The sequence below is a fragment of the Rhodococcus sp. NPDC055112 genome, from assembly GCF_053607505.1.
Map to the genome: position 1 here is coordinate 117,926 of NZ_JBSGTR010000001.1, position 19,021 is coordinate 136,946.

Sequence of the window (19,021 nt, forward strand, 5' to 3'; positions counted from 1 at the left end):
CGGCCGTGGCCCCGCGGTACCGACCGGGAGATGGTGCTCAGGCCGCGTATCCCAGCCCCGCGGCGACGAGCACCGGCGCCAGGTACAGCAGCGGGAACGGGATGTGCGCGTAGGAGCGTGCCCGGATCACGGCGATGACCGCCCCCGCGAAGTACAGGAACAGACCGATCGTGGCCAGCACCCCGATCGCAGGCACGAACAGGCCGATCAGCAGCCCCGCGGCCCCGGCGGCCTTGGCGGCACCGAGCCACGGCCACCACGACCGGGGGATGCCGTAGTCGGTCAGGGCCTCCACGACCCATCCGGCGCGGAAGAAGACGGCAGCGGCCGAGTAGCCGACCCACGCTGCGGCCAGGACGGTGACGATGACATAGGCGGTGTTCATCGGTTTGGTCTCCTCATCGGGTTCGAATGGACTCACCACCATGACGGCCGCCACGCCGAGAATGTGACAGCGCGCGATGAACGAATTTCCAGGAGTCGACCGGCCATGAAGATGATCACCGTCCCCGCGGGGGACGTCACCCTCTCGGATCGGCGAACCAGCCGCAGCTGGCGTGTCGATGTCGGGGCCTTCGAGATCGCCGCCACTTCCGTGACCCAGGGCGAATACGCAGAGATCGCCGGTGAGTGGCCCGGGGCGATCCGGGGTGCGCGCCTGCCGGTCGAGGGGGTGTCGTGGTGGGACGCGATCGCGTTCTGCAACAACATGTCCGAGCAAACCGGTCTTGTCGCCGCCTACCGCGTTGTCGGTGACGACGTCACCTGGGACACGACAGCCGACGGGTACCGGCTGCCGACCGAGGCCGAGTGGGAACGCGCATGCCGGGCCGGGACGACCGGTCCGCGGCACGGACCCCTCGACGAGATCGCCTGGTATCGAGAGAATTCCGACGGCGGGCCGCACGAAGTGGGCGGGAAGCAGCCGAACGCGTTGGGACTGTACGACACCCTGGGCAACGTCTGGGAATGGTGCTGGGACCTCTACGACCCCGAGGTGTACGGCACGTATCGGGTGCTGCGCGGAGGTGGCTGGTTCGACGAGCACTGGAGTTGCCGGGCATCGGCCCGACGGCGCAGCCACCCGACCTACCGGATCGACGATGTCGGGTTCCGCGTCGCCCGCGGATGATCCGGCGGCCGCGTGCCTGGGCGATGCGCCTCGCGATAGTCCTGCGGTGGGTTCGCGGCGGCTCTCGGCAACCAGTTCACCATCTGGCGGTAGGGCCACCCCCTCGGGTAACGGGACCGGGCCGGAAGATCCTCGACGGGAACTACCGACTCACGCCTGCCCGGGCTTGAGCACGATGAACAGGCCGTGTGCCTCGGCGCAGAGCCGGTCGCCGTCGTGCAGGGTGGCGCGCACGAAGACCTTGCGGCCTTCCTGGCGTTCGGCCCAGGCACGGACCTTCAGCTCGGTGTTGAGCGGCGTGACGGATCTGTAGTCCACGGTGAGGGAGGCAGTTCGGGTGATCGAACCGGCGTGCATCGCGGCGGCCATGCCGAGTAGGTCGTCGAATCCGACGGCCACCTGGCCGCCGTGCGCGGCGTTGTTGCCGCCGAGATGGTAGTTGCGGAAGGTGAGACGGGCGTCGACACCACTGGAGTCGGCGTGGTCGATCATGAAGGGCGGGAGCGTGATGTTCCCGCGGGCGGGCAGGTCGAACCGGGTCCAGGTCGGCGTGGACCACTCGTTCACGACGGCCGCGTCCAACTTGTCGTTGAGCTGCTTGAGGATGCCGATCGCGTCCAACGCCAGCTCATCGGTGGGGCTGGCCAGCCGTGCGCGGTCCATCAGCCCGCGCACCTGCTCGATGAGTTCGCCGTAGTGCGGCCCGCCCCTGGTGATGTCGGCGCCGCGTTCCTCGCGCGCGTTGATCAGCTCGGACATCGGCCGGAACCCGCCCTCGTGATGCTCTTGATCGGGTAGCGAGCCGCCGACCTGCTGTTCGTTCATGAGAACACGTTATCGGTTGCAGGCGGAATGCCCGCCCAGCGGGTGTGTCAGCACCGGTACGAGGTCAACAGCGTGCGTGCCGTCGCTGCCAGGTCGGCGTCGAGCCAATCGGGCAGCTCGGCGGCGTGGGCGTGGCGGCGCAGCGCGGCGTACGGGAGGTCGACGACGGCGCGGCTGACGGCGTCGATCTCCCGGTCGCCGTCCGCGCCGAGGAGGTCGCGGGCCAGGCGCCGCAGGTGCTCGAACAACGGCGCGTTCATCCGGTCGAGGCGACTGCGGAACTCCGCGTCGGGGCCGCCGTCGAGCAGATCGCTCGGACGCAGGTTGAGCAGAAGCTTTGCATCATCGGGCAATTCGCGAGCGAACCGCACGGTAGCCACCGCCATCGAGACACCCGCCTCGACCGGGTCCGGGTCGCCGGCGACACCCATGACACGCTCTTGGAAGCGGGCAAGCGCGCGCAACCACGCCTCGGTGAGGACGCCGTTGCGACTGCCGAAGCGGTGGTACAGCGTGCCGACGGGTGCGCCACTCGCCGCGGCGATCGCCGCGACGCCTGCCGCGCGGGGGCCGTCGGCGAGCACGAGCGTGCGCGCAGCGTCGAGGATCGCATCGGTGTCGTGCTTGCGGGGTGGTGCCATTACTAGTACGTTCCTTCTATATGGAGCGATTGCCCTACATCGACCAGCATGCCAGAACGATCGACACGAATCGGGATCGGGCATGGAAGGCGTTGCTGAAGGTCATGTGCAAGGACCAGGACGACCCGACCGCGCCGAGGGGGTTCCTGATCGATGCGGCCGAGGCGCCTGCCCGGTTGGCGCTGTCGGGTAGGCACTGGTTCTCGCGTTACGCGCTGATCTTCGAACTCGACGAAGAAGGCCCCGGTCGTACGCGGGTCCGGGCGCAGTCGTGGGCAGAGTTCCCCGGCCTGCACGGCAAGATCTACCGGGCGCTGGTGATCGGCAGTGGCGGTCACCAGGTGGTCGTGCGTCGGCTGCTGCGCCAGATAGCGGCCGTGGCATGATCCCCGGGCTCGTCTGGGGCGCCACCGAGGCCGAGCGCGGTCAACCCCTGCCGTGCGACGAGCTGGGCTTCGGCGGGGTGCAGGCGGACCGGGCCATCAGCATCGACGCATCGCCGCAGGTGGTCTACGGCTGGTTGTGTCAGCTGCGCGTCGCGCCCTACAGCTACGACCTGCTCGACCGATTCGGTCGCCGCAGCCCGCGCCGCCGCGACCCGGGGCTGACCGAACTCGAAGTGGGGCAACGCTTCATGTCCCTCTTCGATCTGGTGTCCTTTGTTCCCGATGGGCATATCACGCTGGTCGCCGGCAAGATATCCGTCACCTACGCGGTGCGTCCCGAGGGCAGCGGAACCCGCCTCGTGGTCCGGATGCACTGTGGCGCGCCGTGGGTGGTGGCGCGGGCGCTGGCGCTCGGCGACCTGGTCATGATGCGAAAGCAGCTGCTGACGCTGAAGGACCTGGCCGAGGCGGAGCAGCGCACCCTCGCGTGATGCGCGGGACGGACGGACGCCGGAGCGAGTCCGGCGTCCGCCGCCTCAGTCCTTGAAATAGACCAGCTGATGGGTCGTCGCCAGCAGCGCGCCGTCGCGCCCCCACAGCTCCGCGGACTGGTCGAAGTAGCCCTTGCGGATCTGCTGGGCGCGGGCCGTGCCGAGCAGGGCGCCCTCCGCCTGCGCGGCGAGCACCTCCGCGTCTGCGTGGAAGTACACGGTCATCGAGACCGTGCCCGCGGGCATGAACTGCCCGCGGCGCAGGAAGATTCGGGGGAAGAACACGTCGCTCAGTGCGGTCAGGGCCGCGAAGTCGAGCGGACGGGCGGGGGTGTCGCGCACCCAGAGCGTCGAGACCGTGTCGGGATGCTCGACGGCCTCGGTCGTAGGGATGCCTCCCTCGACGAACCGCATCTCGTAGTTGCGAGACCAGGCGATGAACTCGGGGAAGGCCCCCGCCTCGACGTCATCGACGGCAGGAACGTCCGGACGGGCGATCTCGGTGGAGGACCAGGTCTCGCGGCGGGTGCCGAACACCGCGGTCGCGGTCGTCGCAACGACCCCGTCCTGGGACAGCTCGAGGGCCCAGTGCTGGGTGCTGCGGTTGGTCCGGACCGGCCGGGCGGAGATCTCGAATGCGCCTTCGGCGATGGGGCCGGCGTAGTTGACGGTCAGCGAGAGCGGATCGCCGAGACGGTCCGGGTGCTGCTGCACCGCCCGCAGCAGGGTCGCGGCGGTGATCCCGCCGAACGGGCCGACCATGTTGGCGTAGGCCGGGGAGGTGTGACCGCTGAAACGCCCGTCACCTGCGGGAGTGAGCTCGACGGCGGCGTCGAAGGGGTGCGGCGGGGCGATGGTCCGGGTCACGGTGACTCCTCGTAGGTGATGACGGATCGACGTCAAGTATGACGCTTGGCATAGAAGCCGTCGGTACCGCCCTGGCGCGCGGCCCGCCTGGCAGGATCTACCCGTGACCATCGCGAACCTGACCCGCGCCGAAACCGCCGCCCGATCGGCGGTGGTCACCGTCCGCGGTTACCGCGTCGAACTCGACCTCCTGGCCGCGCCCGATCACTCCCGGCCGGGCTTCCCGACGACCACGACCCTCGAGTTCGACGCCACCGCCGCCGAGACGTGGATCGACTTCATCGGTCAGTCGGTCGAGTCGGTGACCGTCAACGGGGCGGCAGCCCCCGTCGAGTACGACGGCGCCCGCATCCGGGTCCGGGATCTGCGTGCGACGAACCGGGTCGTCGTCGAGGCCACCGGCGAGTACAGCCGTTCCGGCGAGGGCCTGCATCGATTCCTCGACCCCGTCGACGGCCAGACCTACCTCTACACGCAGTACGAGCCGTCGGACGCGCGCCGGGTGTTCGCCTGCTTCGAGCAGCCGGACATGAAGGCGCCGTTCACCTTTGCCGCCACGGCCCCGGTCGGGTGGGAGATTGTGTCCAATCGCCCGATCGCCACCCGAGAGGGCGACGACTCCCGTCAGGCGGTGGAGTTCTCCCCCACCCTGCCGATCTCCACCTATCTCACCGCCGTGGCGGCCGGGCCCTATGCCCGGTTCGAATCGACTTGGAGCCGTGGAGATCTCACGGTTCCGCTCGGCCTGCTGTGCCGCGCGTCGCTCGCGCGGTACCTCGACGCGGACACCCTCTTCGAAGTGACCGGGCAGGGCCTCGACTTCTTCGCCGAGCACTTCGACTACCCCTATCCATGGGGCAAGTACGACCAGGTGTTCGTGCCGGAATACAACCTCGGCGCGATGGAGAACCCCGGCTGCGTGACGTTCACCGAGGCCTACGTCTTCCGGGGTGCGGCGACAGCCGCGCAGTACGAGGGCCGAGCAAACACGGTCCTGCACGAGATGGCCCACATGTGGTTCGGGGACCTCGTCACGATGGTGTGGTGGGACGACCTGTGGCTGAAGGAATCGTTCGCCGACTACATGGGCGCGCTCGCCAGCGCCGAGGCCACGCAGTGGACCGACGCGTGGGTCGCGTTCGCGAACCGGCGCAAGGCATGGGCGTACTCGCAGGACCAGCTGCCCACCACGCACCCGATCGTCGCGGACATCGTCGACCTGGAGGCGGCCAAGCTCAACTTCGACGGCATCACCTACGCGAAGGGCGCGAGCGTGCTCAAGCAGCTGGTCGCGTACGTCGGGCGTGATGCCTTCTTCGAGGGCTCCCGCCGCTACTTCCGAGCGCACGCCTTCGGGAACACCACCCTCGCGAATCTCCTGGCGGCACTGTCGGCGGCATCGGGCCGCGACCTCACGGAGTGGGCGCGCGCCTGGCTGCAGACCTCGGGGATGTCGACGCTGACGCTCGAGGAGGCCGACGGCGGCCACGCGATCATCCAGACGGATCCGCGTCCGCACCGCCTCGCGGTCGGGCTCTACGACTTCGACGATGCCGGCAACCTGGTCCGCCGCGATCGGGTGGAGGTGGATCTCGTGGCCGAACGCACCCCGATCGTTCTCGACCCCGCTCCGCTGCGTCTGCTGAACGACGGGGACCTCACCTACGCGAAGGTCCGGCTGGACCCCGGATCGCTTGCCACCATTGAGCGTTCACTCGATCGGGTCACCGATTCGCTCGCACGCGGGCTGATCTGGTCCGCGCTGTGGAACGCGACCCGGGACGGTGAACTGTCCGCCGACCGCTACCTCACGATGGCCCGGGCATTCGCGCCCGCGGAATCGAACACGGCGCTGCTCGCCGCGGTGCTGTCGAATGCGTCCTACGCCATCGGGCACTACCTGCCGACCGCGGATCGGGACCGGTGGCGCGGCGGTTGGCTCGACGCGACATGGGCCGCAACACAATCTGCCGCGCCGGGCTCCGGCGCCCAGCTCGTCTGGGCGCGTGCGGTGGCGGCCGCGGCCACGGTCGACGACCGCCTTGCCGCCGACATCGGGGCCGTCCTCGACGGCCGGGCGCCCGCACCCGAGAGGTTGTCGCTCGACCCCGACCTGCGCTGGACGCTGTGGACCGCGCTGGCCGCCACCGGCCACGCCGACACGGCGGAGCTGGACGCCGAGCTCGCCGGCGACGACACCGCCTCCGGACGGACCGCCCACCTGCGGGCGCTGGCGGCGCGGCCGGACGCGGACGTGAAGGCGAGCGCATGGGAGTCCGCGCTGAGTGACACGTCATTGACGAACGAGCACCTCGACGCCGTCATCGCCGGCTTCCGGGCCGGAGACCGCCGCGACCTCATCGCCCGCTACGACGACGAGTACTTCGCGGCGATCGGCGACGTATGGGCGGGGCGGAGCATCGAGATCGCGCGGCGCATCGTGCTGGGGCTCTTCCCCGCAACCGATTCACTCGGCCCGGTCGACGCCTGGCTGGCCACGAATCCGCACGCACCGAACGCGCTGCGCCGGCTGGTGATCGAGCAGCGCGACCACCTGGCACGGGACCTGCGGGTGCGGGCCACGGTCGGGTAGCCATGCACATCGGCCGCGAGCAGGCACAATGACACCGTGCCCATCGATCACGCCATACTGTTCGACCTGGCGCAGCGCCGCGCCCGGCTTGCCCGACGCCACCGGCTCGCGCCCGAGGCCCGTGCCGAGACCGTGACCGAGGCGGCGACGAGCATGGTGTGCCTGCACGGCACCGACCCCGCGACGATCTTCCTGTCCGCCCGGGCAAGGGTCGACGGCATGACGGTGGTGGACCTGGAACGTGCTCTGTACGAGGATCGCTCGCTGGTGAAGCACCTCGCGATGCGGCGCACCCTGTTCGTTTTCCCCAGCGAGTCGCTGCCGTTCGTCCAGGCCGGCGCCAGCAATCGGGTCGCCGACACGGAGCGGCGACGCCTGATCCGAGAGGTGGAGAAGGCCGGCCTGTTCGAGGACGGCGCGGGCTGGCTCGGGGCGGCCGGGGACGCGGTGCTCGATGAGCTGGAGGGTAGCGCGCCCATGGCGTACACGGCGCTGCGCGATCAGATCCCGCTGTTGCAGGGGTCGATGACCTACGGCGAGGGCCGGAGCTGGGGTGGACAGGTTTCGGTCGGTCCCCGGGTGCTGACCGTGCTGTCGGCGGAGGGCCGGATCGTGCGTGCGACCAACGACGGACCCTGGCGGGCGTCACGAAACCGTTGGGCGACAAGCGAATCCTGGCTGGGTATGCCGATCGATCGCCGCACCGAGGCAGAGGGCGCGGCCTGGCTGATCGAGGCGTGGTTGCGCGCGTTCGGCCCCGGCACCGAGGCCGACCTCAAGTGGTGGCTCGGGTCGACCGTGTCCATCGTGCGGAAGGCGTTGTCGGAGTTGGACGTCGTCACGGTCGACCTGGAGGGCCAGACCGGCTACCTGATGACCAACGACCAGGAACACGACGATCCCGTCGAGCCGTGGGCGGCACTGCTGCCCGCCCTCGATCCCACAACGATGGGCTGGCGGGATCGGGACTGGTACCTCGGGCCGCACAAGGACCTGCTGTTCGACACCAGCGGGAACGCCGGTCCGACGGCGTGGTGGGACGGCCGGATAGTTGGGGGTTGGTGGCAGGACGAGGACGGCCGGGTGGTGGTACACCTGCTCGAGGACGTCGGTGCCGAGGCCCGGCACGCCTTCGACGACGAAGCGGAGAAGCTGTCGGCCTGGCTCGACGGACACAAGGTGCTTCCCCGCTTCCCCTCGCCACTGGCGAAGCTGCGCGCCTGACGCTAGGCCCGATCCGGCACAGGGAGCGTATCGGGGAACTCATAGCTACAGCCGAGTTCATCGGTGGTTCGGGTGCCCCAGTTGTCCCGGAACCAGGTCACGCAGGTGTCCGCGACGAGGCGGGTGTCGCGGCTGAAGATGTAACCGTCGGTGCAATCCTCGAAGTGGTCGTCAAAGTGCCATCGATCGAGCACCAGGCCGTCGGTCGAGTGGTCGGCGAACATGAGATGTCGCAGTACGACCCGTGATCGACGGAGCAAGAGGACACCGTCGGCAAGGACATGGATCTGAGCGCACACGACCTCCTCCTCGTCGTCCCTGTCGAGGTAGTTGCTCGGGCCCATCTCCAGGATGAACGCGACCGGCTTGTCGGTGAGCGAGTCGACGAGCCATTCGGCCATGTCGGCCCACTTCGACACCTCCGCCGGATTGGTGGGATCGGCCATGCCCGTCACGCTATCGCCGGGGACCGACAGCCTTCGGTGCCGTGAACGGGCGGCTATCGGAGATCGTGCTGGCCATGACCGTCCTCTCGATCGCGGTGCTGCTGTGCATCCACTACGACTGGCAGCCCGCCCGCTACGGGAATCTGACCGGCGCCGACCAGTTCTTCTACGGAGCCCCGGCCCTGCTGGTACTCGCGCTGGCGGGACTGATCTGGGCGATCCGTACCCTCTTCGTCGTCGGTGAGGATTGGCGGTGGTCCTGGTGGATTCTGGCGGCGCCGGGTGTGGTGATCGTCGCCGTCCTCGTTGGAATGCTGTGGCCTCCAATGACATTCGACGATCCGCGGCCAGAGTTCGAACGCATCGCGCGGCAGCTGCTCGCCGAACCCGGGAGCCAGCTCGTGGACATCGAGATCGGCGGCTTCGAGATCAGCTCGGTCCGGTCGGGCCCGGCGGGCGAGGTCCGATTCACCGACGCCGACGGGTTCGTGTTCACCACGGTCAGCGGGTGGGTGTACTCGCCGAACCGGGCGCCAAGCGAATCCGACAGCAGGGAGTTCTCCTCGACCCATCTCGGTGGCCCCTGGTACGAGTTCACCTCCACCTGGTGACGGCGGAGCCTAGGCTGTGACCTTGTACCCGCCCTGACCCGAAGTGCCAGTGGAATGAGGACGAGATGAGCCGAGTCACCCGCCGCGCCGCGCGGCTCGCCGCGACCACCGCCCTCGCCGCCGCCGCGGTGCTCGGATCGGCGGGCCTCGCGGCCGCGGACGAATGGCCCCCGATCCCGCCCTACCCCAGCCCGTCCGTCCCGTTCGACACCAAGGACTTCCTCACCCCGACCGACCCCGACTACTGGAACCCGTTCGTCAGCAAGAACCGGCTCACCTCGCCGTTCGGGACCAGCACCCGCATCGTGTGCACCGCTTTCCATGGCGTCCTGACGGGCTGCTGGCAGGCGGATCAGAACGGGGCGCCACACAAGCTGGTCCCGCTGCCGCTGGACTTCCCGGGGTCCACCGGTTCTTCCCTGCCGGGCGGCGGCCCCGCCCACTTCGTCTATCCGATCTTTCCCGGTATGTAGTCCGCTGCGTGGCTTCGTCGATGCCGCAATGGCTTTCGCGCGCAGTGCCGCCACCCTTGACCTGTTCGCCCGCTGCGAGTACGCATAGATGCGAGGCGTATTCGACCCCCGCTACGCGAGTGCAGCCGAGTGGTGCACCCGGCGAGGGGTGTGCGCGCAGATCTGGTGAACGCAGGGTGCTGTCATGGCTGACGTCGACGTCGACTATTGCGTTGTAGGAGCGGGATTCGCGGGGCTGACAGCGGCGCTGCGGCTCAAACAGGCCGGCCAATCGGTGGCTCTGCTCGAGGCGAGGGACCGGATCGGCGGCCGCACCTTCACGGAAGTGCGCGAGGACGGGACCTGGATCGACCGCGGCGGCGCCTGGGTAGGGCCAGGTCAGGACCGGATCTATGCGTTGATGGGCGAGTTCGGGGTGCCGAGCTACAAGCAGTACACCGACGGCGAGGCCATGATGGTGGTCGGCGGCAAGCAGCACCGCTACAAGGGCACAGTCCCCCTGACGATGAGCCCGTGGGTGTCGGCGAACCTCGGCGCGGTTTTTCTCGAGCTCGGCTCGATGTGCAAGACGATCCCCCTCGAAGCCCCTTGGCAGGCGAAGAAGGCCGCTGAGTGGGACAAGATCAGCCTCGCCAAGTGGCTCGACGACAACGTCCTGTCGGGTCCGGCGCACGAGTTGCTCGAGACGGCGATCGCCGGCTGCTATACCTCCGCGGCCTCGGAGGTCTCGCTCCTCTTCGTGCTGTACCAGATGGCGTCGGGAGGCGGCCCCGGCTTCGTCCTCGGGGTCAAGGACGCGGCCGAGGACGAGCGGCCGGTCGGCGGCATGGGCGCCATCTACCGGCCCATGGCGGCGGAGATCGGGGACGCTCTCCATCTCGGCCAGCCGGTCCGAGGCATCACGCAGGACGGGAACGGCGTGACCGTCCGCTCCGAGGAGATGACGGTGCGTGCCCGGCGGGCGATCGTCGGGGTGCCGCTCGCGATCGCGAGCCAGATCCGGTACGAGCCGATGCTGCCCGTCGACCGCTCCTTCCTGCACCAGCGGATGCCGAGCGGAGCGATCTTCAAGATCGCGGCGGTGTACGACGAGCCCTTCTGGCGCGCCGACGGGCTGTCGGGGCAGTCGGCGGCACCGGGCTCCCCCGCCACCATCACCATCGACGCGTGCACCGACGCGGCCACGCCCGGGGTGCTGTGCGTCATCGTCGAGGGCCCGATCGCCCGCGGGCTCGGACGGCTCGGCGAGGCCGAACGCCGCAAGACGGTGCTCGGCGAGCTCGCCGAGCGCTTCGGTCAGAAGGCCGGCTCGCCGGTCGACTACATCGAACAGAACTGGTGCGTGGAGCGCTATTCCGGCGGTGGCATGCTCAGTCACGCGCCGCCCGGGGTGCTGACGGAGTTCGGTCACGCGCTCCGGGAGCCGTGCGGTCGCATCCACTGGGCGGGTACCGAGAGCTCGGCGGAGATGTGCGGCTGGGTGGACGGAGCCGTCCGCTCCGGTGAACGGGCCGCGCGCGAGGTGACCGAGCACGACGGGCTGATCAGGAGCTGAAGTCCTCGGCACGCCCGCGCCGCCGACATGTCGCAGGCCGTGGCTACGGTTGACCGGTGACCGCCAAGGCCCGCCGCAAGACCAGCCGCCAGTCCACGAAGACCGACTCCCCCGTAGCCGGTGCGGGGGAACGTATCTGGGTGCTCGAGGTGCCGTTCCGGGCGCCCGCGCCAGGTGCGAAGTACTACGGCGGCATCAAGGCACACGCCTACGTCGGGCCGAGCCTGCCCGAGGAGCTCCGCCCCTACGCGGCGAAGCCGTACTCGTATCAGCAGTGGGTCGAGGACGAGCTGAACGGCACCAGGGGTCCGTCCGCCGAGGCCGCCAGGAAGGAGTTGCGACCCGAACAGCTCGAGGGGGCCGCAGCGATCGCCCGGGCGGCCGAGGCGAAGTTCCGGGGCTTCTGCCTCTCCGACGATCCCGGCCTTGGCAAGACGCTCAGTGCGATCGCCGGCGCGAAGGCCGTCGCTCACCAGCGTGGTGGCGAGGCGATTCTCGTGACGGTGGATCGGCCGACCTCGATCACCATCCCGCACTGGCGTGCGTCGATCGCGGCCATCGGTGACGGTGGGTACCGGTGGCTGATCATCTCCCCCGACCAGCTCAAGAAGCTCATCGCCCGCAACGGCAGGCCTCGGTACCGGTTCGACGTCGTCGTCAACGACGAGGCGCACAACTTCCGGCACGACTCGCAGCGCACCGACTACCAGCGGCGGGTGACCAGGCACCTCGACCCGCCCGAGAAGGCGCCGTTCGTGATCTCGCTGACCGCGACCCTCGGGCACCATCCCGGCGAGTGGCGATACCTGTCGTCGCTGCTGGCGCAGGTGCACCGTGAGCCGCCGCAGCGGTGGGATGAACTCGGCGCCCGGCTGGTCGAGCTCGGGGTGCCGCTGGAGCGGTACATGGGTCGCTGGCAGTGGGCGGCCGACGCGAAGGCATCCGGCCGGATCCAGGCCGATGCCGTCGCCCGCGTGCGTGACGCGATGACTTCCGCCGAACCGCCGGTGATGCTGCACAGGGATGCGCCATGGGGCCAGGCCCCGATCGACGGGCTGGGCGTCGACCTGACCTTCGAGCAGCGGCAGCAGTACGAGATGGACTGGGGCGACTATCGGCGCGAGATGCAGCTCGCGCGTACCGGTTCCGACACCGCTCGTGGGCGGGCAGCGCTGATCCGGTTCAGGCAGAAGGCCGGGATGATCCGTGCACCGCACACCGCGGACCTGGTGGCGGCGACCGTGGAACGCGGCTATCAGTGCCTGGTCGCGACGGAGATGGTGAGCACGGGGGCGGAACCGGTGGCCGACCTGCTCGAGGACAGGGGCATCGCGGTGTCCCGGATCTTCGGCGGCCGCCGCGACGCCGAGAACGAACGGCTGCGGTTCCAGCGCGGCGAGACCAGGGTCGTCGTGTTCAACACGACCTCCGCCATCAGCCTGCACGCCGCCGAGCACCTGGCCGACGGGAGCCGGGCCACCGCGACCCCGCGGATCGGGTTCTTTCACCAGCCCCGGTATTCCGGCATCGCCGCCCGCCAGACCATCGGCCGCGGACACCGCGACTACCAGGTCTGCCCGTGGTCGCTGCTCTACGCCACCGACACCGTCGAGGAGTCCGCGGCCACCACCATGGTCGACCGGCTGATGGTCACCTCCGCCAGCGTCGACGGCGACACCAGCGCTTTGGCGTCGATCGCCCGGATGTTCAACGCCGACTGGATCGACGAGCGGGCGTTCGACTGAGTCGACGTGCGCGATCCGGGTCCCGCTCAGCGGGACAAATCGGTTCGGTGGTCGGGGCACGGCACCTAGCCTCCGATTCGGACGAACCTGGACGCAGCAATTGGGCTCGGGGGATATCTTCGGCAATTGGGTGTCGCTCGGTGCATGCCCATTGACCGATTCGGCATCGGGCCGCATCGCATCGGATCTTCTGTTCGAAGGGAACTTCATGGCCACCTACGTCATCACTGGCGCCGCCTCCGGGCTCGGCGCGGCCACCAAGGCGCGGCTGGAATCCGACGGCCACCGCGTCATCGGTGTCGACCTGCACAACACCGACGTCAACGTCGACCTGAGCACGGCCGAGGGTCGCGCGGAGGCGATCGCGCGGGTGACCGAGCTGGCCGGCGGCAGCATCGACGGGTTCGCCCCGTTCGCCGGCCTTGCCGCCGCCGCAGGACGCCCCGCGAATCTCCTGATCGCGGTCAACTACTTCGGTGCCATCGAACTCCTCGAGGGCCTGCGCCCGCTGCTGGCCGCGGGCGAGAACCCGTCCGTGGTGTTGATCAGCTCCAATTCCACCACCAACCAACCGAACTGGCCGACCGACCTCGCCGACGCCTGCCTTGCGGGCGACGAGTCGGGTGCCAACGCGGTCGCCGCCACGTTCGGCGAATGGGGCGCCATCCAGGCCTACCCGGCCACCAAGGCCGCGTTGGCCTACTACGCCAGGACGAAATCCGCCGAATACATCGCGGAGGGCATCCGCCTCAACGCGATCGCGCCGGGCCTGATCGACACCCCGATGACCCAGGAGGGGCGCAAGGACCCGCTGGTCGGCGCCGGCATGGAGCATTTCCTGTCCACCATCCCCGCCGGTCGCGGCGGCAAGCCCGAGGAGGTGGCCGCACTCGTGGCATTCCTGCTCGGCCCCGAGGCCAGCTATTTCGTCGGATCCGTCGTCTACATCGACGGCGGCACCGACGCTGCCAACCGCGGCAAGGACTGGCCGAAGGTGTGGGACCTGAGCTAGGGCCTACGGGTGCACCCGGACGAGGGGTCCGTACCGAACCGGACGGACCCCCTCGTCCGATTTCAGCGTCCCGGACGCGCGTGTGTCAGGTGCGACACGGATCCGTTCGCCGGCCACTTCTTCAGCCCGACGACGTCGGGCGTGACCCTCTTCTTCACGAACTGGGCCTCGAGTTCCGGATCGACGGCGCCCGTGAACCGCCACAACGCGTTGTCGGTGTTGCGCGACACCATCGCCCACGACTCGGCGCGGTACACGGCCCGAACGATGTTGTCCGCAAACACGATCACCGGAATCCCGTCCGATTCGCGCACCGCGGTCCCGGCAGTCCACGATTGCCGTGCCATCGCGTAGATCTCTTCCGGCGTCGCCCCCCGCTTCGCTGCGCCCTTCACCTCGACCAGGAAGCACGGCGTTGGCACGTTCGGCACGGGTTCTGCCTCGTACTGCAGCACCAGATCGTCGACCAGCGCGGCCCTGAGTTCGAGTGCGCCGCCTGCGAGGTTCGTGAGGCCGGGAGGGTCGGTCTCCGGCTCCATCAGGCCGAGCACACCGACCAGCGCCCTGCCGATGCCCTCCGCGGTCCGGTCGTCGTCCGCGGCCGTGACCTGATGCGCCACGATGTAGTGCTCCACCTCGTGGCCGGAGTCGTAGATGTCGCGGATGCGCCCGATGGTCGCGGCCGTGACCTCTGCGGGGTCGGTGTCCGCGCCCTCGAGCAACCGGCGACTCTCGGTTTCCTCCAGTGCCGCCCACACGTGGCCGAACACGCGGTTGCCACGACCACTCCCCACATAGAAGACCGACCGGTTGCGTGGATCCAGCAGCGCGTAGGAATACACCTCTAGTTGCTCGGCCACCTTCGCGGACAACGGTTTCGGTGCGGGACGGGTCTGGTGGACCGTCGTCACGATCAGACGCAATGCGGCGAGCCTCAAGGCCACCGGCACGCCGTGGCCGCCACCGTCGATCCGATCGAACAGCGCCGTCGATGCCGCCTGAACCGACGTGAAGGTCCGGCCCACATGTCGCCCGAGGGCCGAGGTCACGTCGGCGAACTGCGCCAGCCGCACCCGCGGATCCGAGGAGGCGTCGTCCAGGTCGTTGGACGCGAGGAAGGTCTGGACCTCGGGCGAGTCAAGCCAGCGTGGGGTGATGTCGATCGGAACTGTCCAGACGGTAGCCATGCCCCGACTCTAGTGAAGACTGCCGTGAACGTAGCCGGTTGAGGCAGGCTCACACCGCCGAGGCCGAGGACGCCGCGTTGCCCACCGCGAGCAGGCGAGCAACGCGGCCCCGCTGCTACGAGCCCGCCCTGATCCACTCCTCGAGGTGCGGCGACTCGGTGCCGATCGTGGTGCCGTCGCCGTGCCCGGTGTGCACCCGGGTCTCCGCGGGCAGCGCGAACAGTCGGTCGCGGATCGATCCGATGATCGTCGGGAAATCGGAGAAGGAGCGTCCGGTCGCACCCGGCCCACCCGAGAACAGGGTGTCGCCGCTGAACAGATCGCCGGCCTCGGGCAGGTACAGGCACGTCGAGCCCGGAGAATGGCCCGGCGTATGGATGGCCTGGATCTCCGTGCCCGCCACCGCGATCCGCTGACCGTCCTCGATCGGCAGGTGCGCGACCTCGGGGTGGGTCATCCGCCACAGCACGTCGTCGGCGGGGTGCAGCAGGATCGGCGCGTCCAGGCGTTCCGACAGCTCCGGTGCCACCGTCACGTGGTCGTTGTGTCCGTGGGTGAGCACGATCGCCTTCACCCGCCTGCCTGCGACCGCATCGACGATCGGCTGCGCGGTGTGTGCGGCGTCGATGACCACCACCTCGGAGTCGTCGCCGATCAGCCAGATGTTGTTGTCGACGTCCCAGGTGCCGCCGTCGAGGCTGAAGGTGCCCGACGTGACGACCCGGTCCACCCGCACGTCGCTCACAGCACGACCACCGAACGCAGCACCTCGCCGCGGTGCATGGACTCGAAGGCCTGCTCCACCTCGTCGAGCGCGATCCGCTCGGTGACGAACTTCTCCAGCGGCAGCCGACCCTGCTGGTACAGGTCCACCAGCATCGGGAAGTCACGCTCGGGCAGGCAGTCGCCGTACCAGGACGACTTCAGCGCACCGCCGCGGGAGAAGAAGTCGATGAGCGGCATCTCCAGCGTCATGTCCGGGGTGGGCACCCCGACCAGGACCACGGTGCCGGCCAGGTCGCGAGCGTAGAACGCCTGCTTCCAGGTCTCCGGCCGTCCGACCGCGTCCACCACCACGTCGGCGCCGAAGCCGCCGGTCAGTTCCTGCACGGCCTCGACCACGTCGTCGACCTCGGCGGCGTTGATCGTGTGGGTGGCACCGAGTTCCGTCGCCCACTCGAGCTTGCGGGGATCGCGGTCGATCGCGATGATCGTGCCCGCGCCCGCCAGCCGGGATCCCATGATCGCGGCGTCACCCACGCCGCCGCAGCCGATCACCGCGACCGAGTCGCCGCGGCCGACGTTGCCGGTGTTCATGGCCGCGCCCATGCCCGCCATGACGCCGCAGCCGAGCAGACCCACCACGGCGGGATCCGCCGCCGGGTCCACCTTCGTGCACTGACCGGCGTGCACCAGGGTCTTGTCCGCGAACGCACCGATGCCGAGGGCGGGAGTGAGCTCCGTGCCGTCCTCGAGGGTCATCTTCTGTGTCGCGTTGAAGGTGTCGAAACAGTACTGGGGGCGTCCCCGCTTACAGGCGCGGCACTGGCCGCAGACGGCCCGCCAGTTCAGCACCACGAAATCGCCGACCGCGACCGACTCGACGCCCGCGCCGACGCTCTCGACGATGCCTGCCGCCTCGTGGCCGAGCAGGAACGGGTATTCGTCGTTGATGCCGCCGTCACGGTAGGTGAGGTCCGTGTGGCACACGCCGCAGGTCGCGACGGCCACGACCACCTCGCCCGGGCCCGGATCGGGGATGGTGATCGTCGCGATCTCGACCGGTGCTCCCTTCGCGCGGGCGATGACACCCCGAACCTGCTGCGGCATGGCTTTGTCTCCTTCGTAGTCGGGTGAACGTATTGCGATACGAGCATCTCCGACACGACGCTATCCCGGCGCCAGTGGGGGCGGGACTGATCGAAGGGATGGACCGGACCATCCGAAAGGACAGTTCGTGGCTCAGGGGGCGGCCCTGACCCCCGCCTCGGCGCCGACGGCGGCGGCCTCGCCGCGGGTGTCGACGGCGAGCTTCTTGAGCAGTCGCGCCACGTGGAACTTCACGGTGCTCTCGCTGACCCCGAGCCGCTCGGCGATCACCCGGTTACGCCGTCCCGCCACCAGGTGCCCGAGCACTTCGAACTCGCGGGGGCCGAGCGCCGCCAGTTCGTCCCTGCGCTGATTCGTCGAGACAGGCGGATCGAGCGGCAGCGATGCGGTGACCCGCGAACCCCATCCCGGCGTCGATTCCGACTCGAGGGTGCCGCCCAGCGTCTCGACCCGTTCGCGGAGCTGACGTTCGATGTCCGCGACGTCTGCCTCGCCGCCGCCGTCGTCGCGGACGTCGAGCACCAGATCTGCGCGGTCGCAGGTCCACGCGACCCGGATGCGGGTGAGGTTCGACTGTGCGGACAGCGCCAGCACGGCGCCGCGGACCACGGCGCGTGCCGCGTGTGCCACCTCGCCGGGAAGCGCCCGTCCGTCCACCGGGGGTTCCACCAATTCCAGCTCGAGTTCGCGGTGCCGCACCAGGGTGCGCAGTTCACCCCGGAGCCGAGCGAACGCCGTCGTGACGGCCTCCTCGGCGAGTTCGCGGTACTGGTCGACGGCCGACCGCAGGCCGACCAGCGCCGAGGTCGCGGTCTCCCTGGCGGTGGATCGGGCGTGCGCATCGTCGAGGTCCTTCGACCTCAGCGTGGCCAGGATGGTCTCCAGCGTGGCGGCGTGTACCTCGGTGAGTTCGGCGACGGTCCTGGCGCGCTCCGCGGAGGCAGCCCGCGATTCCGCCAGGTACGCCGGGGAGGCCTGCCGCACCTGCAGTTGGATACCGGTGGCGACCACGGCGAAGAGCCCGCGCACCGTCTCGAGCGGTGCGGAGTCGTCCAGTGGACCTCGCGGTGTCAGCACCAGCAGCGTCTCCGTCTGGTCCAGGATCGCGCAGACGGCCCGACTGCGCCGGCCGATCGTCGCGGGGCCCCGGTAGATCCGTCCGCGGTGGCTGCGCGCCAGTTCGTCTCGCAGAGAGTCGAGTTCCGCGACGGTGACCCGATCGACGATGGTCGGATCGCCCGCCACCTTGCGTGGCCGTCCGGTGCACTCGCGGGTGAAGATGACGAGACAGGTGTGTGGGACGAGGTCGGCAACCACCAGTGAGAACCGGCGGCCGATCTCGGGTAGCGGTCCGACCAGCACGTCACGCAGCCCGGTCAGCAGCGCGTCGTCCGTCCGTGGACGGCCGCTCGGTGTGGCCTTCATCAGGACATTGTCCCCGTCGCTGAAATAGGTTGTGGATCGGCCGATGAGTTTTGCGATCGGCGACGGTCTACCTGTTCGACGACCTCGGAAGCCGAGGACGCAGAGACGCGTACACACCCGATGACAGGAGCAGACAATGTCCCGCATGCTTTTCGTGAACCTGGCCGTGAAGAACATCGACGCGACCCGGAAGTTCTTCGACGGACTCGGATTCGGGTTCAACGAGACCTTCAGCGACGAGAACTGTGCCTCGATGGTGATCAACGAGCTGACCACGGTCATGCTGCTGCAGGAGGCGCGCTTCCGCGACTTCATCTCCGACGACATCTGCGACACCTCGACGTCCCGCGAGGCCCTGCTGTGCATCTCCGCGGACAGTCGCGAGGAGGTCGACTCGCTGGTCGACACCGCCATCGGCGCGGGCGGCTCGGCCTGGATGGAGGCACAGGACCAGGGCTTCATGTACGGACGCGCGTTCCGCGACCTGGACGGGCACGTCTGGGAGGTCATGTGGATGGACCCCGCCGCCATCGGCTGATAGCGCCTCCGGCGCCCGTGCGCGTGTTTCACCCCACTCG

At 69.2% G+C, this 19,021-nt stretch carries 20 protein-coding genes; 11 read left to right on the forward strand and 9 right to left on the reverse strand.

What is annotated here, in order from left to right; all coding sequences use genetic code 11:
* Positions 1–37: 37 nt before the first annotated feature.
* Positions 38–385, reverse strand: coding sequence for a DoxX family protein (locus ACWFRB_RS00525; protein WP_452638028.1), 348 nt, complete (start codon positions 383–385; stop codon positions 38–40).
* A gap of 111 nt (positions 386–496) precedes the next feature.
* Here ACWFRB_RS00525 and ACWFRB_RS00530 point away from each other — a divergent pair, with 111 nt between their 5' ends.
* Positions 497–1,132: a formylglycine-generating enzyme family protein gene (locus ACWFRB_RS00530; protein WP_452638319.1), complete on the forward strand. Its 636-nt coding sequence runs from the start codon at positions 497–499 to the stop codon at positions 1,130–1,132.
* A gap of 150 nt (positions 1,133–1,282) precedes the next feature.
* Here the strand turns inward: ACWFRB_RS00530 and ACWFRB_RS00535 are convergent, their stop codons facing one another.
* On the reverse strand, positions 1,283–1,957 hold the full coding sequence (locus ACWFRB_RS00535) for a PaaI family thioesterase (RefSeq protein ID WP_452638029.1): 675 nt from the start codon (positions 1,955–1,957) through the stop codon (positions 1,283–1,285).
* A 47-nt stretch (positions 1,958–2,004) separates the two neighbouring features.
* Complete coding sequence (locus tag ACWFRB_RS00540; protein WP_452638030.1) at positions 2,005–2,598, reverse strand: TetR/AcrR family transcriptional regulator; 594 nt, start codon at positions 2,596–2,598, stop codon at positions 2,005–2,007.
* Positions 2,599–2,618: 20 nt separating this feature from the next.
* On the opposite strand from ACWFRB_RS00540, the gene ACWFRB_RS00545 reads away from it, so the two are divergent.
* Positions 2,619–2,984, forward strand: a complete 366-nt coding sequence (locus ACWFRB_RS00545; RefSeq protein ID WP_452638031.1) for a hypothetical protein — start codon at positions 2,619–2,621, stop codon at positions 2,982–2,984.
* Positions 2,981–3,475, forward strand: coding sequence for a hypothetical protein (locus tag ACWFRB_RS00550; RefSeq protein ID WP_452638032.1), 495 nt, complete (start codon positions 2,981–2,983; stop codon positions 3,473–3,475). Before ACWFRB_RS00545 ends, ACWFRB_RS00550 begins: the two co-directional genes overlap by 4 nt.
* 45 nt (positions 3,476–3,520) lie before the next feature.
* Here the strand turns inward: ACWFRB_RS00550 and ACWFRB_RS00555 are convergent, their stop codons facing one another.
* Positions 3,521–4,342 (reverse strand): acyl-CoA thioesterase, encoded by an 822-nt coding sequence (locus tag ACWFRB_RS00555; RefSeq protein WP_452638033.1) that lies wholly within the window; start codon positions 4,340–4,342, stop codon positions 3,521–3,523.
* A gap of 103 nt (positions 4,343–4,445) precedes the next feature.
* On the opposite strand from ACWFRB_RS00555, the gene pepN reads away from it, so the two are divergent.
* Both pepN and ACWFRB_RS00565 read left to right on the forward strand, forming a co-directional pair.
* Positions 4,446–6,935: an aminopeptidase N gene (pepN, locus tag ACWFRB_RS00560; protein WP_452638034.1), complete on the forward strand. Its 2,490-nt coding sequence runs from the start codon at positions 4,446–4,448 to the stop codon at positions 6,933–6,935.
* A 36-nt stretch (positions 6,936–6,971) separates the two neighbouring features.
* Positions 6,972–8,159 (forward strand): winged helix DNA-binding domain-containing protein, encoded by a 1,188-nt coding sequence (locus tag ACWFRB_RS00565; protein WP_452638035.1) that lies wholly within the window; start codon positions 6,972–6,974, stop codon positions 8,157–8,159.
* 2 nt (positions 8,160–8,161) lie between these two features.
* Here the strand turns inward: ACWFRB_RS00565 and ACWFRB_RS00570 are convergent, their stop codons facing one another.
* Positions 8,162–8,605 carry a hypothetical protein gene (locus tag ACWFRB_RS00570; RefSeq protein ID WP_452638036.1) on the reverse strand — a complete coding sequence of 148 codons (444 nt, stop codon included), beginning with the start codon at positions 8,603–8,605 and terminating at the stop codon, positions 8,162–8,164.
* A gap of 41 nt (positions 8,606–8,646) precedes the next feature.
* On the opposite strand from ACWFRB_RS00570, the gene ACWFRB_RS00575 reads away from it, so the two are divergent.
* From ACWFRB_RS00575 to ACWFRB_RS00595, 5 genes are all read left to right on the forward strand, one after another.
* Positions 8,647–9,216, forward strand: coding sequence for a DUF1109 domain-containing protein (locus ACWFRB_RS00575; protein WP_452638037.1), 570 nt, complete (start codon positions 8,647–8,649; stop codon positions 9,214–9,216).
* Positions 9,217–9,281: 65 nt separating this feature from the next.
* A complete protein-coding gene (locus tag ACWFRB_RS00580; protein ID WP_452638038.1) occupies positions 9,282–9,689 on the forward strand; it encodes a hypothetical protein in 408 nt (135 codons plus the stop codon).
* A gap of 184 nt (positions 9,690–9,873) precedes the next feature.
* Positions 9,874–11,244 (forward strand): flavin monoamine oxidase family protein, encoded by a 1,371-nt coding sequence (locus ACWFRB_RS00585; protein ID WP_452638039.1) that lies wholly within the window; start codon positions 9,874–9,876, stop codon positions 11,242–11,244.
* 56 nt (positions 11,245–11,300) lie between these two features.
* Positions 11,301–12,989 (forward strand): DEAD/DEAH box helicase, encoded by a 1,689-nt coding sequence (locus ACWFRB_RS00590; RefSeq protein ID WP_452638040.1) that lies wholly within the window; start codon positions 11,301–11,303, stop codon positions 12,987–12,989.
* A gap of 208 nt (positions 12,990–13,197) precedes the next feature.
* Positions 13,198–14,001, forward strand: a complete 804-nt coding sequence (locus tag ACWFRB_RS00595) for an SDR family oxidoreductase (protein ID WP_452638042.1) — start codon at positions 13,198–13,200, stop codon at positions 13,999–14,001.
* A 62-nt stretch (positions 14,002–14,063) separates the two neighbouring features.
* On the opposite strand, the gene ACWFRB_RS00600 is transcribed toward ACWFRB_RS00595, so the two are convergent.
* The 4 genes from ACWFRB_RS00600 to ACWFRB_RS00615 all read right to left on the reverse strand — a co-directional run bounded on the left by ACWFRB_RS00600 (position 14,064) and on the right by ACWFRB_RS00615 (position 18,443).
* Positions 14,064–15,188 (reverse strand): GIY-YIG nuclease family protein, encoded by a 1,125-nt coding sequence (locus ACWFRB_RS00600; RefSeq protein ID WP_452638044.1) that lies wholly within the window; start codon positions 15,186–15,188, stop codon positions 14,064–14,066.
* 115 nt (positions 15,189–15,303) lie between these two features.
* Positions 15,304–15,933 carry an MBL fold metallo-hydrolase gene (locus ACWFRB_RS00605; RefSeq protein WP_452638045.1) on the reverse strand — a complete coding sequence of 210 codons (630 nt, stop codon included), beginning with the start codon at positions 15,931–15,933 and terminating at the stop codon, positions 15,304–15,306.
* Entirely contained in the window at positions 15,930–17,018 is a 1,089-nt protein-coding gene (locus ACWFRB_RS00610) for an S-(hydroxymethyl)mycothiol dehydrogenase (RefSeq protein ID WP_452638047.1), read from the reverse strand. Before ACWFRB_RS00610 ends, ACWFRB_RS00605 begins: the two co-directional genes overlap by 4 nt.
* A 132-nt stretch (positions 17,019–17,150) precedes the next feature.
* Entirely contained in the window at positions 17,151–18,443 is a 1,293-nt protein-coding gene (locus ACWFRB_RS00615) for a helix-turn-helix transcriptional regulator (protein ID WP_452638048.1), read from the reverse strand.
* 136 nt (positions 18,444–18,579) lie between these two features.
* Between ACWFRB_RS00615 and ACWFRB_RS00620 the strand changes: the two genes are divergently transcribed.
* Positions 18,580–18,981, forward strand: coding sequence for a VOC family protein (locus ACWFRB_RS00620; protein WP_452638050.1), 402 nt, complete (start codon positions 18,580–18,582; stop codon positions 18,979–18,981).
* The last annotated feature ends 40 nt before the right edge of the window (positions 18,982–19,021 follow it).